Here is a 16,032-nt window from a genome sequence, read left to right on the forward strand (position 1 = left end):
CTTGCTCGCTCCTACAAGGGGGTACCTATGGTTTTGCGAGGTCAGACCACTTCCAGGCGGATCTTGTGCTGGTGCAACAGCTGGGCCAGCGCCGGCACGGGCGCCTGGTCGGTCACCAGGCAGTCGATCAGGGTGATCGGCCCGAGGCGCACCATGGCGTTGCGGCCGAACTTGCTGGAGTCCGCCGCCAGTATCACCTGTCGGGCATTGGCGATGATCGCCTGGGAAACCCGCACTTCCTGGTAGTCGAAGTCCAGCAGGCTGCCGTCCTCATCGATGCCGCTGATGCCTACCAGGGCAAAGTCCACCTTGAACTGGTTGATGAAGTCGACGCTGGCCTGGCCGACCACACCGCCGTCGCGGCGCACATTGCCGCCGGCCAACTGGACTTCGAAGTCGTCCTTGGCACTGAGGATCGAGGCGACATGCAGGTTGTTGGTGATGATCTTCAGGTGGTTGTGATTGAGCAGTGCCCGGGCGATGGACTCGGTGGTGGTGCCGATATTGATGAACAGCGAGGCGTGATCGGGAATCTGCGCGGCGATGGCCTCGGCGATGCGCTGCTTTTCATCGCGCATCTGGTCGGCCCGCATGGCGTAGGCGGTGTTCTCCACGCTGGAATCGTAGGCCGCGCCGCCGTGGTAGCGACGCAGCAGATTGGAGTCCGCCAACTGGTTGATATCGCGGCGGATGGTTTGCGGGGTCACGACAAAAAGCTGGGCCATTTCCTCGATGCTGACATAACCGCGTTCGCGGACCAGTTCGAGGATTTGTTGCTGGCGGGGAGGCAGATTCATTGGGCGTCCTTTGGGCTGCCGTACAAATTCCTCCATCATGCCGCAGGAAGGACCTGTCTGCCACTTGCGGGGCCAATCAATCGTGGATGTGCGGTTGTCGCGTCGTAAACCGGGCGGGTGCTTGTCGGTTCGAGGGAATGGGGCAGTGGGCGTACCGGCCACCCTGTGGGAGCCGGCTTGCTGGCGATGGCGCCCGGATGGACGCCGCAAGGCTCAAGGACCTCATCGCCAGCAAGCTGGCTTCACATTAGAAGGGCGCGTTCGGCTTAGTTGCTGCCTTCGTGCGGTTCCCAGTCGCGGGTGCGGCTGACGGCTTTCTTCCAGCCGTCATAGAGTTTTTCCTTCTCGGCCTCGGCGCGCAGCGGCGCGAACTCGCGTTCGATGACCGCCTTGCCCCGCAGCTCTTCCAGGCTGCCCCAGAAACCGCAGGCCAGGCCGGCCAGGTAGGCCGCGCCGAGTGCCGTGGTTTCGCGCATTTGCGGGCGCTCGACCTGGGTCCCCAGAATGTCGGCCTGGAACTGCATCAGGAAGTTGTTGGCGACCGCACCACCGTCCACGCGCAGGGCCTTGAGGCGTTCGCCCGAGTCCTGTTGCATGGCGTCCAGCACGTCGCGGGTCTGGTAGGCGATCGACTCCAGCGCGGCACGGATGATGTGATCGACTTTCACGCCGCGAGTCAGGCCGAACAGCGCGCCACGGGCATAGGGGTCCCAGTAGGGTGCGCCCAGGCCGGTGAAGGCCGGTACCAGGTACACGCCGTTGCTGTCCTTGACCTTGCCGGCGAAGTATTCGGTGTCGAAGGCGTCGTTGATGATCTTCAGTTCGTCACGCAGCCACTGGATGGTGGAGCCGCCGTTGAACACCGCGCCTTCCAGGGCATAGGCCACTTCGCCGCGCGGGCCGCAGGCGATGGTGGTGAGCATGCCGTGCTTGGAACGTACCGCCTTGGTGCCGGTGTTCATCAGCAGGAAGCAGCCGGTGCCATAGGTGTTCTTCGCCTGGCCCGGCTCCACGCACATCTGGCCGAACAGGGCGGCCTGCTGGTCGCCGGCGATACCGCCGATGGCGATGCCGCTCTTGGTGTGGCCGTAGATTTCGGAGGAAGACTTCACCTCCGGGAGCATTTCCCGGGGAATGTCGAGGATCTCCAGCATCTTCGAGTCCCACTCCAGGGTGTGGATGTTGAAGAGCAGGGTGCGCGAGGCGTTGGTGTAGTCGGTGACGTGGGTCTTGCCGCCGGTGAATTTCCAGATCAGCCAGCTGTCGATGGTGCCGAACAGCAACTCGCCGTTGCGCGCGCGTTCGCGGCTGCCTTCGACGTTGTCGAGGATCCATTTCAGCTTGGTGCCGGAGAAGTACGGGTCGGTGACCAGGCCGGTGGTTTCGCGGATGTACTCTTCGTGGCCGTCGCGCTTGAGCTGCTGGCAGATCTCGGTGCTGCGGCGGCATTGCCAGACGATGGCGTTGTAGATCGGACGGCCGCTGACCTTGTCCCAGACCACGGTGGTTTCACGCTGGTTGGTGATGCCCAGGGCCGCGACCTGGTCGTGGTGCAGGCCGGCTTGCGCCAGGGCTTCGACCATGACCGCGCTCTGGGTGGCGAAGATTTCCATCGGGTCGTGTTCGACCCAGCCGGCTTGTGGATAGTGTTGCTGGAATTCGCGCTGGGCGGTGCCGACCACGTTGGCGTCGCGGTCGAAGATGATCGCCCGGGAGCTGGTCGTACCCTGATCGAGGGCAATGATGTAGTTCTTATTCTGAGTGTCGGTCATTTTCGATTGCCTTGGTGAAATAGGGAAAAGTGCCGGGATGAGTGCCCTCAGGGAGAAGGGCGCTCACCAGGGGTGGTGCAGGGCAGGTGTTTCAGGAAGCCTGGACCTTTTTGGCAGCGGTCGCGAGTTCTTCCTGTGTAGCGGGTTCGGCGCTGGGCAGGTGACGGGCAATCATCCCGCGGTACAGCACGGCGCCGAGGCTGGCACCGACAATCGGTGCAAAGATCGGAACCAGGACATACGGAATCTCGCGTCCGCCGGTGAAGGCGATCTCACCCCAGCCGAAGAGGAAGGTCATCAGCTTGGGGCCGAAATCCCGAGCGGGGTTCATGGCGAAGCCGGTCAGCGGACCCATCGCGCTGCCGATCACGGCGATCAGCAGGCCGATCAGCAGTGGTGCCAGCGGGCCGTTGGGCAGGCCGTTGTTGTCGTCGGTCAGGGACATGATCACGCCCATCAGGATCGCGGTGATCACCACTTCCACCAGGAACGCCTGGGCGGTGCTCAGGGCCGGGTTGGCGTAGGTGGAAAACACCGACGCCAGCTCCAGGCTGGCCTGGGAGCCGCGGACCATGTGGTGGGTTTGTTCGAAATCGAAGAACAGGTTGCTGTAAAGCGTGTAAACCAACGCGGAGGCACAGAAGGCCCCGGCGACCTGCGCGAGGATATAGAACGGCAGTTTGCGTTTTTCGAAGTCGGCGAACAGGCACAGCGCGATGCTGACGGCCGGGTTCAGGTGAGCACCGGAAACGCCGGCGGTCAGGTAGATCGCCATGCTCACGCCCATGCCCCAGATGATGCTGATTTCCCACAGGCCAAAGCTGGCGCCCGCGACCTTGAGCGCGGCAACGCAGCCGGTGCCGAAGAAGATCAACAGCGCGGTGCCGAGGAATTCGGCGATGCATTGGCCCGAGAGCGACGGTTGTTTCAAAGCGGTACTCATTGGACACCTCGATTTTTTTTGTTGTTAGACGCCCACCGGGATGATGGACGTGGACTTTCACCGATGCTCAGCAATCCCCCTCTCTGATTTCGGCTTACCGCTCGTTACGCCTGAGTGTAGGACTGTAATCTTCAGTTTCGAAAAAATATAGACAAGAAACACTGCTGTCAAAGGTCGAAAGTGAACGATAGTCCACTTTTTGACTATTGGCTGCGTGAATGGGGATGATTTGTATGTAGGATACGGGTGGTTTTTACGCGTTTATTGGCTACCGTGAGGCTAGGAAAAACTTGGGGCCTGGCCTGTCATAGAGCCTTTTCGTTGCCAATAGCCTAAAATCCACGCTTGTCTTCCGAGCCGCCTGGAGCTGCCATGACCCCTGCATTGGACCTGCTGAAAAAAGTTCGTGCCGAACATCGTGTGTACAGTTACGAACATGATCCGAAGGCGGCTTCCTACGGCCTGGAGGCTGCGGAGAAATTGGGATTGGCACCGGCGCAGGTGTTCAAGACGCTACTGGCCAGCACGGAAAAGGCCGAGCTGCTGGTGGCGGTGGTGCCGGTGGTCGGAAGTCTGGACCTGAAGGCGCTGGCCCAGGCGGCGGGGGTCAAGAAGGTCGAGATGGCGGATCCCGCGGCGGCCCAGCGGGCCACCGGTTATCTGTTGGGGGGGATCAGTCCGCTCGGGCAGAAGAAGCGTCTGAGGACCTTTATCGACCAGAGCGCGCAGCCCTTCGCCAGTATTTTTGTCAGTGCCGGGCGTCGGGGCCTGGAGGTGGAGTTGGCGCCGGCGGTGTTGGCCGAGCATACCCAGGCGAAGTTTGCCGATATCGGCCGCGCCTGATCCCGCTCATGATTTACGTAGCCGGCTGAAGCAGCACCAGGATCGCACTGGTGCCGCGCTGCTTGAGGATATCCAGGTCATGCAGATTCAACCGCCGCGCATGACTCATGCAGGGCGATAGGCCGGTGCGACCAGGAATTCGAGCAAGGCCTTTTGTGCATGCAGGCGGTTTTCAGCCTGGTCCCAGGCGACCGAACGCGGGTCGTCCAGCAGGTCGAGGCTGATTTCTTCGCCGCGGTGGGCGGGCAGGCAGTGCATGAACAGCACGTCCGGCGCGGCCAGGTCGAGCAGTTCGCGGGTGACCTGCAGGGGGGCGAACAGGGCGAGGCGCTTGGCGGTTTCTTCTTCCTGGCCCATGGAGGTCCAGACATCGGTGCTCACCAGGTGCGCGCCGCGTACCGCTTCACGTGGATCGCGGACCAGTTGTACCCGTCCGCCGGCCCGGGCCAGCAGCGCCGGGTCCGGGTCATAGCCTTCGGGGCAACTGACGCGCAATTGGAAGTCGAACTGGATGGCGGCTTCGATATAGCTGTTGCACATGTTGTTGCCGTCGCCGATCCAGGTCACGGTCTTGCCCTGGATCGAGCCGCGATGTTCGAGGAACGTCTGCATGTCGGCGAGCAACTGGCAGGGATGCAGGTCATCGGACAGGCCATTGATCACCGGTACGCGGGAGTTGGCCGCGAACTCGGTCAGGGTGCTGTGCTTGAACGTGCGGAGCATGACCACGTCGAGCATGCTCGACAGGACGATGGCGCTGTCGCCGATAGGCTCGCCCCGGCCCAACTGGGTGTCGCGCGGCGAGAGGAAGATCGCCTGGCCGCCCAGCTGGATCATGCCGGCTTCGAACGACACGCGGGTGCGTGTCGAGGATTTCTCGAAAATCATGCCGAGAATCCGACCCTTGAGTGGCTCGAACAGTACGCCGCGGTCACGCAGGTCCTTCAGCTCGATGCCTCGACGAATCACGCTGACCAGCTCTTCGGGCGTGCAATCCATCATGGAGAGAAAGTGCCTTGCGCTCATCATTGACTACCTTTTTGCAACAGACCGCAGATACTCAAAGCCGGGTTTTACGGAAAAACGGGCGAGACCTGCGGCGTAAGCCGCACGGGGCGACGAAATAGGGGGAGACGCGATCGTATAAGAAAATGTCGCGTGTTACCAATAGGAGGCTTGGTTTTCAGGCTGTTGGCGTTCGACAGGCTTGACGGCCATGACACTTTTCAAGTCGGCACCGAACTGTTTCAGGGTGACGACAGGTCTTTGTACACCGTGCCCCGAAGCCTTGGCAATCGAGGGCGGCGGGCGTGGGCAGGGCCTGGTCGTGTTCCGACTGGCTGGACCGGGCAATGACCTGCCGAAGTGGAAACATTTCCTAAACTAATCTGCTAGGTTATAAAATGTGTCATTGCGGACACATGAGAGGCTTTGGAATGGAATCGAAAGAGCAACAGTTGATGGAGCTGCTGAAGCTGACGGCACAGGCACTGACCCATATGACTGCCTCCGTCACCTCGATGTCGTTTGAATTGTTGCGCAGCGAGGATGAAGTGACCCGCTCGGCTGGCCGCCGGATGATCGATCGCATGGCGACCATCAGTTCCGGTCTCGACGAGCATTGGCGCCTGATTGGCGAGCTGACCGGGGTCCACATGGGCCAGGAGCAGCTCGAAACCATTGAGGAAATCCAGTTGCAACCCGCCCCCAGGCTGCCCATGGCCTGATTTCCGTGCCCCATCGGCAGGCCTGATGTTCCCCGATTCACAAGACGAACGTCGCTGGTGTGCCATTCGGCCCGGGGCCATAGTTTTGTTCCCGCAACCGATTCGGGTTGCCTTGGACAAAACAGAGACTGGCCATGACCAAGACTCTCCATCACCGTGCCTGCCACCTGTGCGAAGCCATCTGCGGCCTGACCATCGAAACCACCACCACCGAGGCTGCCGTGCAGATCACCTCGATCAAGGGCGATCCGCTGGATACCTTCAGCCGCGGGCATATCTGCCCCAAGGCGGTGGCGTTGCAGGATATCCAGAACGACCCGGATCGCCTGCGCCAGCCGATGCGTCGTGTCGGCGCTGAATGGCTGCCGATCGAGTGGGATGAGGCCTTTGCCCTGGTGGCCGAACGCCTGGCGGCGATCCAGGCCCGGCATGGCCAGAATGCCGTGGCGATCTACCAGGGCAATCCCAGTGTGCACAACTATGGGTTGATGACCCACAGCAACTACTTCCTGGGGCTGCTGAAAACCCGCAACCGCTTTTCCGCGACCTCGGTCGATCAGTTGCCGCAGCACCTGAGCAGCCACCTGATGTATGGCCATGGCCTGTTGCTGCCGATCCCGGACATCGATCACACCGACTTCATGCTGATCCTGGGTGGCAATCCACTGGCCTCCAACGGCAGCATCATGACCGTGCCGGACGTTGAAAAGCGCCTGAAGGCGATCCAGGCCCGGGGCGGCAAGGTCGTGGTGGTCGATCCCCGGCGTAGCGAGACGGCGGCCATGGCCGACCAGCACCTGTTCGTGCGCCCGGGTGGCGATGCGGCCTTGTTGTTCGGCCTGCTCAACACCTTGTTCACGGAAGGGCTCACGCGCGACAGTCATCTGCCGGTCGACGGGCTCGATGAGGTGCGCCAGGCCGTGGCCGGCTTCAGTGCCGAAGCCATGAGCCCGCTCTGTGCGGTGCCCGCATCGCAGATCCGCCAACTGGCACGGGACTTCGCCGCCGCCGACAAGGCGGTCTGCTATGGGCGGATGGGCGTCTCGACCCAGTCGTTCGGCACCTTGTGCCACTGGCTGGTGCAGTTGATCAACCTGGTGACCGGCAATCTGGACCGGGTCGGCGGTGCCTTGTGCACCGAACCGGCGGTGGACCTGGTGGCCTCGACGTCCGGCGGGCATTTCAATCGCTGGCAGAGTCGGGTGTCCGGGTTGCCGGAATATGGCGGTGAACTGCCGGTGTCGGCGCTGGCGGAGGAAATGCTCAGCGAAGGGGAAGGGCAGGTGCGGGCCCTGGTGACGATCGCCGGCAACCCGGTGCTGTCCACGCCCAATGGCCGGCAGCTGGAGCAGGCGCTGGACGGCCTGGAGTTCATGGTCAGTATCGACCTGTACATCAACGAGACCACCCGTTATGCCGACCTGATCCTGCCGTCGACCTCGGCCCTGGAAAACGATCACTATGACACCACGTTCAATATGTTCGCGGTGCGCAACGTGAGCCGTTTCAATCGGGCGATCCTGGCCAAACCGGTGGGAGCGTTGCACGACTGGGAGATCTTTGTCGGCCTGGCCAAGGCGTTTTCCAGTTTGACCGGCCAGGCGCTCAAGTCGACCATGCCCCCGGCGCAGATGATCGACATGGGGCTGCGGATGGGGCCTTATGGCGATGCATCGCCGCAGCGGTTGTCGGTGAAGGCCCTGGAAGACTATCCCCATGGTGTCGATCTCGGTGCGCTCAAGCCCAATCTGGCGCCACGCCTCAAGACGCCCGGGCAGCGGGTCCAGGCGGCGCCGGCGGCGATTCTGGCCGATCTCGCCCGCTTCGCCACGCAGCAGGCGCCGCAAGTGGGGGAGTTGTTGATGATCGGCCGCCGTCATGTGCGCAGCAATAATTCGTGGATGCATAACTATCATCGGCTGGTGAAGGGTAAGCCGCGTCATCAGTTGCTGATGCACCCCGATGACCTGGCCAGTCGCAACCTCGAGGATGGGCAGCGGGTGCGGGTCAGCTCGCGGGTCGGCATGATCGAGGTGGAAGTGCTCGCCAGCCTGGAGATGATGCTTGGCGTGGTGAGCCTGCCCCATGGCTGGGGGCATGCGCGGCCCGGAGTGAAAATGGGCATTGCCAGCGGGCAGCCGGGTTCCAGTGCCAACGACCTGACCGATGAACGCTATCTGGACGTGCTGTCGGGCAATGCGGCGTTGAACGGTGTGCCGGTCACCGTGGCGGCAGCCTGACACGTACTGATGTGGGAGCCGGCTTGCCGGCGATGAGGCCCGTAAGGTTTGCATTGAGCTTGCGGACGCCATCGCCGGCAAGCCGGCTCCCACAGTTGCGTCAGCAGCGGCCATGGGGACGGATATCGGGCAGACCGAGCACCACGCCTGGCTTTCCGTTACAATGCCTCACCGTGCCGACAACAGCGTCGGAAAGTTCAGAAGAGGTGCCTTGTGGATATCATCGAAACGATTAAAGAGCAGATTGCCAACAACACCATTCTGCTTTACATGAAAGGCTCGCCGAATGCCCCGCAGTGCGGTTTTTCCGCCAAGGCTGCGCAGGCCGTGATGGGCTGCGGCGAGAAGTTCGCTTACGTGGACATCCTGCAGAACCCGGAAATTCGCGCCAACCTGCCGAAATACGCTAACTGGCCGACGTTCCCACAGCTGTGGGTAGCTGGCGAACTGGTCGGCGGCAGCGACATCATGGCGGAAATGTTCGCCAACGGTGAGTTGCAGACCCTGATCAAGGATGCGGCGACCAAGGCGGCAGCGGCCAAGACCGAAGCCTGATGGTCGAAGCCGGGTGCCTGCCTGCCAGACACCCATAAAAAAGCCCCGCACTCTGAACAAGAGTGCGGGGCTTTTTAGTGGGCGCTGTTTATTCGCCCATCTGCGATTGCAGGTAGTTCTCCAGGCCTACTTTGTCGATCAGGCCCAGTTGGGTTTCCAGCCAGTCGATATGTTCTTCCTCGGACTCGAGGATATCTTCCAGCAGTTCGCGGCTGCCAAAGTCGCCAACAGCTTCACAGTGGGCAATGGCCGCCTTCAGGTCGGCATGGCCGGTGCGTTCGATGCGCAGGTCGCACTCGAGCATTTCCTTGGTGTGTTCACCGATGTGCAGCTTGCCCAGGTCCTGCACGTTCGGCAGGCCCTCGAGGAACAGGATGCGCTTGATCAGCTTGTCCGCGTGCTTCATCTCGTCGATGGACTCGTGGTACTCATGCTTGCCCAGCTTGTTCAGGCCCCAGTCTTCATACATGCGTGCGTGCAGGAAGTATTGGTTGATCGCGACCAGCTCATTGGCAAGGATCTTGTTGAGATGCTGGATAACCGTGATATCGCCTTTCATGGTGGGGTCCTGTCCTGTATTAGCTGGCTATTAGGCGGAGTTTGATCCCGGCAACTTTGGGTGTCAAACCTAAGTTATTGAATCCTATATGAAAATTAATCGGAATAAGAATGTTTGTGTTCCGCGTCTTTGTCCTAAGCGATTGAATTACAGGCATAAAAAACCGGACACAGGGTCCGGTTGTTTAAAATGTTTCTATTTACGCGGCGGAAAATTCCACCGGGTAAGGGATCGCCGCGTGCTGGCTTTGCAGCTCGGTCAGTGTCTCGCGGACCACCTGCTTGGCCAGGCACGCACATTTGCCACATTGGCTGGCCACGCCGGTGGCTTGTCGCACTTCGCGGTAGCTGCAGCAACCGTCATAGATCGCTTCACGGATTTGTCCATCGGTGACGCCAGTGCAGAGGCAGACATACATAAGGTGAGAACCATCGCTGATTAAGGCTCGATTGCGCTGGATCTTAATGTTAACGAGAATGATTGTCAAAGTGCTTTGGGTAAAGCTTTTGTCAACGGCTGACTTGCCTGACGAACGGTTTTGCTACGTCGGGGACAGGTTTGTAAAAAGCGTTGGGGACAGGTCAAAAACGCGGTGTATGATGGTCGGTCCTTAGGAAGGTAGGCCGCGTCACAGTCCTGTCGCCTGATCGTGGCAGGCTGGGCTGGCCTTAGTTCTTCACCGCATCAACACCAGGAGATATTCAATGAGCGTACTCGTAGGCAAACAAGCCCCCGACTTCACCGTCCCTGCCGTACTGGGCAATGGCGAAATCGTTGACAGCTTCACCCTGTCCTCGGCCATCAAAGGCAAATACGGCCTGGTGTTCTTCTACCCACTGGACTTCACCTTCGTCTGCCCGTCCGAGCTGATCGCCCTGGACCACCGCATGGACGATTTCAAGGCACGCAACGTTGAAGTCGTGGCCGTCTCCATCGACTCGCACTTCACCCACAACGCCTGGCGCAACACCGCCATCAACGACGGTGGCATCGGCAAGGTCAAGTACACCATGGCCGCCGACCTGAAGCACGAAATCGCCAAGGCCTACGACGTCGAGTCCGAAGGCGGCGTGGCGTTCCGTGGCGCGTTCCTGATCGACGACAAGGGCGTTGTTCGCTCGCAGATCGTCAACGACCTGCCGCTGGGCCGTAACATGGAAGAACTGATCCGTCTGGTCGACGCCCTGCAATTCCACGAAGAGCACGGCGAAGTCTGCCCGGCCAACTGGAAGAAAGGCGACAAGGGCATGGACGCTTCGCCAGAAGGCGTTGCCAAGTACCTGAGCGAGAACGCCGGCAAGCTGTAAGCGCCAGGCTTCACGTATGAAAAAACCGGTCTTGATGACCGGTTTTTTTATGTCATGCCGATATCCGCAGCGTATTTGGCGGATTGCCCAAACGCCTTCATCACACCGATGTGCGCTGACCCGATGGCGTCGAGAGCGATGCCGGCCACGCCACTGGGAATGGCGCACATTGAATGTCATGTGGCGCGAGTTGCTGATGATCGAGCGCGGCCCACGGGAGAGAATGCCTTCGCAAGTTGCTTGACCGCGCAGGTGAGTGGTCGACACTTCCCATGAACCGGCAATCTCCGAGGGCAGAACCATGCTGAACATCGACAAGACCAGGCCCGTCCTGGTGACAGGCGCAACCGGCTATCTTGCCGGTTGGCTGGTGAAGCGGCTCCTGGAAGAGGGGCTCACCGTGCATGCCGCCGTGCGCGACCCCGGGGATGTCAGCAAGCGTGCCCATCTGGACCAGGCGGCTGCGGGGCTGTCGGGGACTCTGAGCTACTTCAAGGCCGACCTGCTTGACGAAGGCTCGTATGCGCAAGCCATGCAAGGCTGTTCCATCGTCTTCCATACCGCTTCCCCGTTCAAGCTCGACATCCGCGACCCCGAGCGGGAACTGGTCGCTCCGGCCAAACTGGGAACCCGCAATGTCCTGGAAACGGCCAACAGGACCGAATCCGTTCGGCGCGTCGTCCTGACCAGCAGTTGTGCGGCCATCTATGGCGACTGTGCGGACATCCAGAACACCCCGGGGCAAGTCCTGACCGAAGCGATCTGGAATACCAGCTCTTCGCTACGGCATGTCCCCTATTCCTATTCGAAGACCGTCGCTGAACGGGAAGCCTGGGATATCGCGGGGAAGCAGTCGCGTTGGGATCTGGTCGTCATCAACCCCAGCCTCATCCTGGGGCCGGGACTGAATCCACGCGGGACCAGCGAAAGCTTCAATCTGGTCCGTCAATTGGGGAATGGGCGCATGAAGGCGGGTGTTCCCGACATCGGGTTCGGTGCCGTCGACGTACGTGATGTGGCCGAAGCCCATCTGCGTGCGGCCTATCTGCCTGATGCCAAGGGGCGTCACATCGTCTCCGGACACAATACGTCGCTTCCCGAGATTGCCAGCGGGCTCCTTCCGAAATATGCGGCCTATCCGATACCCCGTCGCATCCTGCCGAAATGGCTGGTCTGGTTGGTCGCTCCCCTTGCCGACAAGAGCACTACCCGCCCATTCATTGCCAGGAACGTCGGTTATGCCTGGCGGGCGGATAACGGCAAGAGCGTCCGGGAGCTGAAAATGTCCTATCGGCCCTTGCAGGTTACGATTCAGGAGATGTTCCAGCAGATGATCGACAGTGACCAGATTCCCAGGTGCTGAGTCGCGTTTTACCGAGGAGGTCACGCATGACACGCGCAACGCACTTCTGCGTCCAGCCCGGCTGGCAGTTGCTGCTATGGGATATGGGCCTCAACCCTGATCATTTGCTACGTCTGGCGGGCCTCCCCGAAGATCTGTTTTCGCGCAAGCAGGCCAGTATCACCGCGCAACAGTATTTCAGGCTGTGGCAAGCCATTGAGGTCTCCGTGGGGGGCACGGCCTTGCCGCTTCGGGTGGGGCAGGCGATCTCGGTCGAAGCCTTCGATCCGCCGATCTTCGCGAGCTTGTGCAGCCCCAATCTCAATATCGCCATGCAGCGTCTGTCGGCATTCAAGAAACTCATCGGGCCGATGACACTGAGTGTGGCGGTCGGCTCGACGAAGACTTCGATAACGCTCGAGTGCTACGCAAACGAGGGAAGCATCCCCCGGAACCTGGCAATGACGGAACTGGTCTTTCTCACGCAACTGGTCAGGCTCGGAACCCGCCATCGGGTGATTCCCCTGGAGGTGATGGTGCCTGAGCTCCCCGGTAGTCTTGACGGGTATGTCGACTATTTCGGTGTTTCGCCAAAACAGGGCGCCGCGATCCGGGTATCGTTTTCGAGCCGGGATGCTGTCAGACCGTTCCTGACCGCCAACGAATCGATGTGGGCGTATTTCGAGCCGGGTTTGCGCAAGCGACTGTCCTCCCTGGACTCGACGGCGAAGATGAGTGATCGCGTCAGGGCGGTACTCTTGGAGGGATTGCCCGCGGGCGAATATTCGATCGTGTTCGTCGCCAGGCATCTTGCCGTCAGCAAGCGCACCTTGCAGAGGCAACTAGGCGACGAGTCCACGAGTTTTACCGATATTCTGAATGCTACGCGCCAGCAACTGGCGCAGCATTACCTGAGCAGCCCCGCCATTTCCCAGGGGGAGATTGCCTATCTCCTTGGATTTCAGGAGGTCAATTCCTTTATCCGGGCATTCAAGGAGTGGACAGGCAATACCCCTGGAGCCTATCGGCACGAAACGGTGTCATCAAGAATGACTTGAGAGCGGGCATTTTCAGGCGCCCGGATCATTCGCCGAGCGGATCAGTCGTTGTAGTCTTCCCAGCCGCCCATTTCCTTCCAGCGGTTGACGATGCCGCAGAACAGCTCGGCGGTCTTCTCCGTGTCGTAGCGGGCCGAGTGGGCCTCGCGTCCGTCGAAGTCGATATCGGCGGCCTGGCAGGCCTTGGCCAGCACGGTCTGGCCGTACGCCAGGCCGGCGAGACTGGCCGTGTCAAAGCTGGAGAACGGGTGGAACGGGTTGCGCTTCATGTCCAGGCGCGCCACCGCGGCGTTGAGGAAGCCCAGGTCGAAGCTGCTGTTGTGGCCGACCAGGATCGCGCGTTTGCAACCGTTGGCCTTCAAGGCCTTGCGCACGCCACGGAAAATGTCGGTCAGCGCGGTTTCCTCGCTGACTGCCATGCGCAGCGGGTGGTCGAGCTTGATCCCGGTGAACTCCAGGGCCGCCGCTTCGATATTGGCGCCTTCGAACGGCTCGACCCGGAAGAAGTAGGTGTGTTCCGGGAACACAAAGCCTTTTTCGTCCATGCCGATGGTGGTGGCGGCGATTTCCAGCAGGGCGTCGGTGGCGGCGTTGAAACCACCGGTCTCGACATCGACGACAACCGGCAGATAGCCGCGAAAGCGCGCGGCCATCGGATGCCGGGAGCCGGTACCGCCGCCGTTGCCTTCTAGTTCGTCGTCGTAATGCTCTTCACTCACAGGGTTTCCTCCAGCAGGCGCCAGCGCAGTTTTTCACCGGCGCGCAGCGGGATGACGGACAGCTCGCCGAAGGGCAGGCTGGTCGGGGCGGTCCATTCTTCACGAACCAGGGTGATGCTGTCGGTGTTCGCCGGCAGGCCGTAGAAGCGCGGGCCATACACACTGGCGAAACCTTCGAGCTTGTCCAGCGCGTTGCGTTGTTCGAAGGCCTCGGCGTACAGCTCGATCGCGGCATAGGCGGTGTAGCAGCCGGCGCAACCGCAGGCGGCTTCCTTGGCGTGCTGGGCGTGGGGCGCCGAGTCGGTGCCGAGGAAAAACTTCGGATTGCCGCTGGTCGCTGCCGTGAGCAGGGCTTCCTGGTGCGTGCCGCGCTTGAGGATCGGCAAGCAGTAGAAGTGCGGACGGATACCGCCCACCAGCATGTGGTTGCGGTTGTACAGCAGGTGGTGCGCGGTAATGGTCGCGCCGACGTTGGCCGGGGCTTCGCTGACGAACTGCACGGCGTCCGCCGTGGTGATGTGTTCGAACACCACCTTGAGGGTCGGGAAGCGTTCGACGACGCGGCGCAAATGTTCGTCGATGAACAGTTTCTCGCGGTCGAACACGTCGACCTCGCCACGGGTGACCTCGCCATGGACCAACAACGGCATGCCGACTTCGGCCATGACCTCCAGGACCGGGAAAATCTTGTCGACGCTGGTCACGCCCGAATCCGAGTTGGTGGTCGCGCCGGCCGGGTAGAGCTTGGCGGCGTGGATGAAACCGCTGGCCTTGGCGGCGCGGATTTCCTCGGGCTGGGTCCGATCGGTGAGGTAGAGCACCATCAGCGGCTCGAAGCGGCTGCCGGCCGGTCGCGCAGCGAGAATGCGCTGGCGATAGGCATCGGCTTCCACGGCGTTGCGCACCGGTGGCAGCAGGTTGGGCATGATGATGGCGCGGCCAAAGGTGCGCGCAACATCCGCCACAGTGTGAGGTAAGGCAGCGCCATCGCGAAGATGGATATGCCAGTCGTCGGGACGCAGCAGGGTCAGGCGGTCGGACATGGGGGATTCCAGGCGGGTCGAACTGAGGGAATGCTACCGGAAAAGACGGTTTCAGGCACTCGCTATCAAGTTTTGCCACGAGCAACCGATACCACAGGAGTAGGGCGTGGAATCGGCATGCCTGTCTTGACGATGTAGATATCCAGTGGAGCCTCCCGTGCGCCAGCGTTATTTAGCCTTGCTCAGTATGTTCGCCAGCCTGCCCGCCATGGCGCTGACTTTCCAGACCCGTCTGGAGAGCATCGAGTGGAAGGTGGAAGGGGACAAATTCGAGTGTCGGTTGAGCCAGCCGATCACCGACTTCGGCACCGGCGAGTTCGTGCGTCGGGCCGGCGAGCAGGTGACCTTTCGCCTGAAAGCCTATAACCACGTGCTGGGTGGCGGTTCGGCGACCTTGCTGGCGGCGGCGGCGCCGTGGCAGCCGGGGCGTGGTGACATCAATCTGGGCTCGGTGCAGATGGGCAACGGCGATGTGCTGTTCAACAGCTCCCAGGGCCAGGCCGGACGCCTGGTCAGCGGTCTGCTGGAGGGCCGTAGCCCGCTGGTGCGTCACTACTCGCGAGACGGTGGCCTGTCGGAAATACGCCTGCTGCCGGTGAAGTTCAGCAAGGCCTACAGCGACTACCAGGAGTGCACCGCCAAACTGCTGCCGAAGAATTTCGAGCAGGTGAAACAGGCGCAGATCGGCTTTCCCGGCACCGGCGTCGACCTCGATGCCCAGGCCAAGGCCGAGTTGCAGGTGATGCTCGACTTCATCAAGGCCGACCCGAGCGTCAACCATATCGAACTCGACGGGCATTCCGACAATGCCGGCAATCGCCTGGCCAACCGCGACCTGTCGCGCCGCCGGGCGCTGTCGGTCATGGACTTCTTCAAGGCCAACGGTATCCCCGAATCGCAGATCGTCATGCGCTTTCACGGCGAACGTTATCCGCTGGTGCCGAACAACAGTGCGGCCAACCGGGCGAAGAATCGCCGGGTCAATATCCATCTGGAGCGTGTCCCGGTGGCCGAGAAGTCCGCGCCCGCACCTGTCCCCACGGCCAGCGTGGGGAATGCCGCGAAGACCTCCTGAAGCGGCTGTTTTCGTCGCCGTCTCGACATTATCTGTCGCTTTGCCGTCCTAA

The 16,032-nt window shown here is 61.3% G+C and carries 16 protein-coding genes; 8 read left to right on the forward strand and 8 right to left on the reverse strand.

Annotation, left to right across the window (positions count from 1 at the left end):
* Positions 1-41: 41 nt before the first annotated feature.
* The 3 genes from NUH87_RS23130 to NUH87_RS23140 all read right to left on the reverse strand — a co-directional run bounded on the left by NUH87_RS23130 (position 42) and on the right by NUH87_RS23140 (position 3,512).
* On the reverse strand, positions 42-797 hold the full coding sequence (locus NUH87_RS23130; RefSeq protein WP_040070360.1) for a DeoR/GlpR family transcriptional regulator: 756 nt from the start codon (positions 795-797) through the stop codon (positions 42-44).
* Positions 798-1,063: 266 nt separating this feature from the next.
* Positions 1,064-2,569 carry a glycerol kinase GlpK gene (glpK, locus tag NUH87_RS23135; RefSeq protein ID WP_040070358.1) on the reverse strand — a complete coding sequence of 502 codons (1,506 nt, stop codon included), beginning with the start codon at positions 2,567-2,569 and terminating at the stop codon, positions 1,064-1,066.
* Positions 2,570-2,660: 91 nt separating this feature from the next.
* Entirely contained in the window at positions 2,661-3,512 is an 852-nt protein-coding gene (locus NUH87_RS23140; RefSeq protein WP_040070356.1) for an MIP/aquaporin family protein, read from the reverse strand.
* A 372-nt stretch (positions 3,513-3,884) separates the two neighbouring features.
* Here NUH87_RS23140 and ybaK point away from each other — a divergent pair, with 372 nt between their 5' ends.
* Positions 3,885-4,355, forward strand: coding sequence for a Cys-tRNA(Pro) deacylase (gene ybaK / locus NUH87_RS23145; protein ID WP_338522830.1), 471 nt, complete (start codon positions 3,885-3,887; stop codon positions 4,353-4,355).
* 105 nt (positions 4,356-4,460) lie between these two features.
* On the opposite strand, the gene argF is transcribed toward ybaK, so the two are convergent.
* Positions 4,461-5,381, reverse strand: a complete 921-nt coding sequence (argF, locus tag NUH87_RS23150) for an ornithine carbamoyltransferase (protein ID WP_338522831.1) — start codon at positions 5,379-5,381, stop codon at positions 4,461-4,463.
* Between the two features lie 410 nt (positions 5,382-5,791).
* Here argF and NUH87_RS23155 point away from each other — a divergent pair, with 410 nt between their 5' ends.
* From NUH87_RS23155 to grxD, 3 genes are all read left to right on the forward strand, one after another.
* Positions 5,792-6,082: a hypothetical protein gene (locus tag NUH87_RS23155; protein WP_040070353.1), complete on the forward strand. Its 291-nt coding sequence runs from the start codon at positions 5,792-5,794 to the stop codon at positions 6,080-6,082.
* 134 nt (positions 6,083-6,216) lie between these two features.
* Complete coding sequence (locus tag NUH87_RS23160; protein WP_338522832.1) at positions 6,217-8,322, forward strand: molybdopterin oxidoreductase family protein; 2,106 nt, start codon at positions 6,217-6,219, stop codon at positions 8,320-8,322.
* 213 nt (positions 8,323-8,535) lie between these two features.
* Positions 8,536-8,877 carry a Grx4 family monothiol glutaredoxin gene (gene grxD, locus NUH87_RS23165; RefSeq protein WP_040070351.1) on the forward strand — a complete coding sequence of 114 codons (342 nt, stop codon included), beginning with the start codon at positions 8,536-8,538 and terminating at the stop codon, positions 8,875-8,877.
* Between the two features lie 88 nt (positions 8,878-8,965).
* Here grxD and bfr read toward each other — a convergent pair whose 3' ends face one another.
* Positions 8,966-9,436, reverse strand: a complete 471-nt coding sequence (gene bfr / locus NUH87_RS23170) for a bacterioferritin (RefSeq protein WP_338522833.1) — start codon at positions 9,434-9,436, stop codon at positions 8,966-8,968.
* 199 nt (positions 9,437-9,635) lie between these two features.
* A complete protein-coding gene (locus NUH87_RS23175; RefSeq protein ID WP_040070349.1) occupies positions 9,636-9,854 on the reverse strand; it encodes a bacterioferritin-associated ferredoxin in 219 nt (72 codons plus the stop codon).
* 286 nt (positions 9,855-10,140) lie between these two features.
* Here NUH87_RS23175 and NUH87_RS23180 point away from each other — a divergent pair, with 286 nt between their 5' ends.
* The 3 genes from NUH87_RS23180 to NUH87_RS23190 all read left to right on the forward strand — a co-directional run bounded on the left by NUH87_RS23180 (position 10,141) and on the right by NUH87_RS23190 (position 13,143).
* Positions 10,141-10,743 (forward strand): peroxiredoxin, encoded by a 603-nt coding sequence (locus NUH87_RS23180; RefSeq protein WP_040070348.1) that lies wholly within the window; start codon positions 10,141-10,143, stop codon positions 10,741-10,743.
* A 301-nt stretch (positions 10,744-11,044) separates the two neighbouring features.
* Entirely contained in the window at positions 11,045-12,106 is a 1,062-nt protein-coding gene (locus NUH87_RS23185) for an NAD-dependent epimerase/dehydratase family protein (protein WP_338522834.1), read from the forward strand.
* Positions 12,107-12,132: 26 nt separating this feature from the next.
* Entirely contained in the window at positions 12,133-13,143 is a 1,011-nt protein-coding gene (locus tag NUH87_RS23190; protein WP_338522835.1) for an AraC family transcriptional regulator, read from the forward strand.
* Positions 13,144-13,184: 41 nt separating this feature from the next.
* Here NUH87_RS23190 and rnt read toward each other — a convergent pair whose 3' ends face one another.
* Both rnt and pyrC read right to left on the reverse strand, forming a co-directional pair.
* On the reverse strand, positions 13,185-13,862 hold the full coding sequence (gene rnt, locus NUH87_RS23195; RefSeq protein ID WP_040070345.1) for a ribonuclease T: 678 nt from the start codon (positions 13,860-13,862) through the stop codon (positions 13,185-13,187).
* Positions 13,859-14,905 carry a dihydroorotase gene (gene pyrC, locus NUH87_RS23200; RefSeq protein ID WP_338522836.1) on the reverse strand — a complete coding sequence of 349 codons (1,047 nt, stop codon included), beginning with the start codon at positions 14,903-14,905 and terminating at the stop codon, positions 13,859-13,861. The genes rnt and pyrC overlap by 4 nt, the downstream gene beginning before the upstream one ends.
* Before the next feature lie 157 nt (positions 14,906-15,062).
* Between pyrC and NUH87_RS23205 the strand changes: the two genes are divergently transcribed.
* A complete protein-coding gene (locus tag NUH87_RS23205) occupies positions 15,063-15,980 on the forward strand; it encodes a flagellar protein MotY (RefSeq protein WP_338522837.1) in 918 nt (305 codons plus the stop codon).
* Positions 15,981-16,032 lie beyond the last annotated feature (52 nt).

The organism is Pseudomonas batumici (assembly GCF_036585405.1).
Classification (GTDB): domain Bacteria; phylum Pseudomonadota; class Gammaproteobacteria; order Pseudomonadales; family Pseudomonadaceae; genus Aquipseudomonas; species Aquipseudomonas batumici.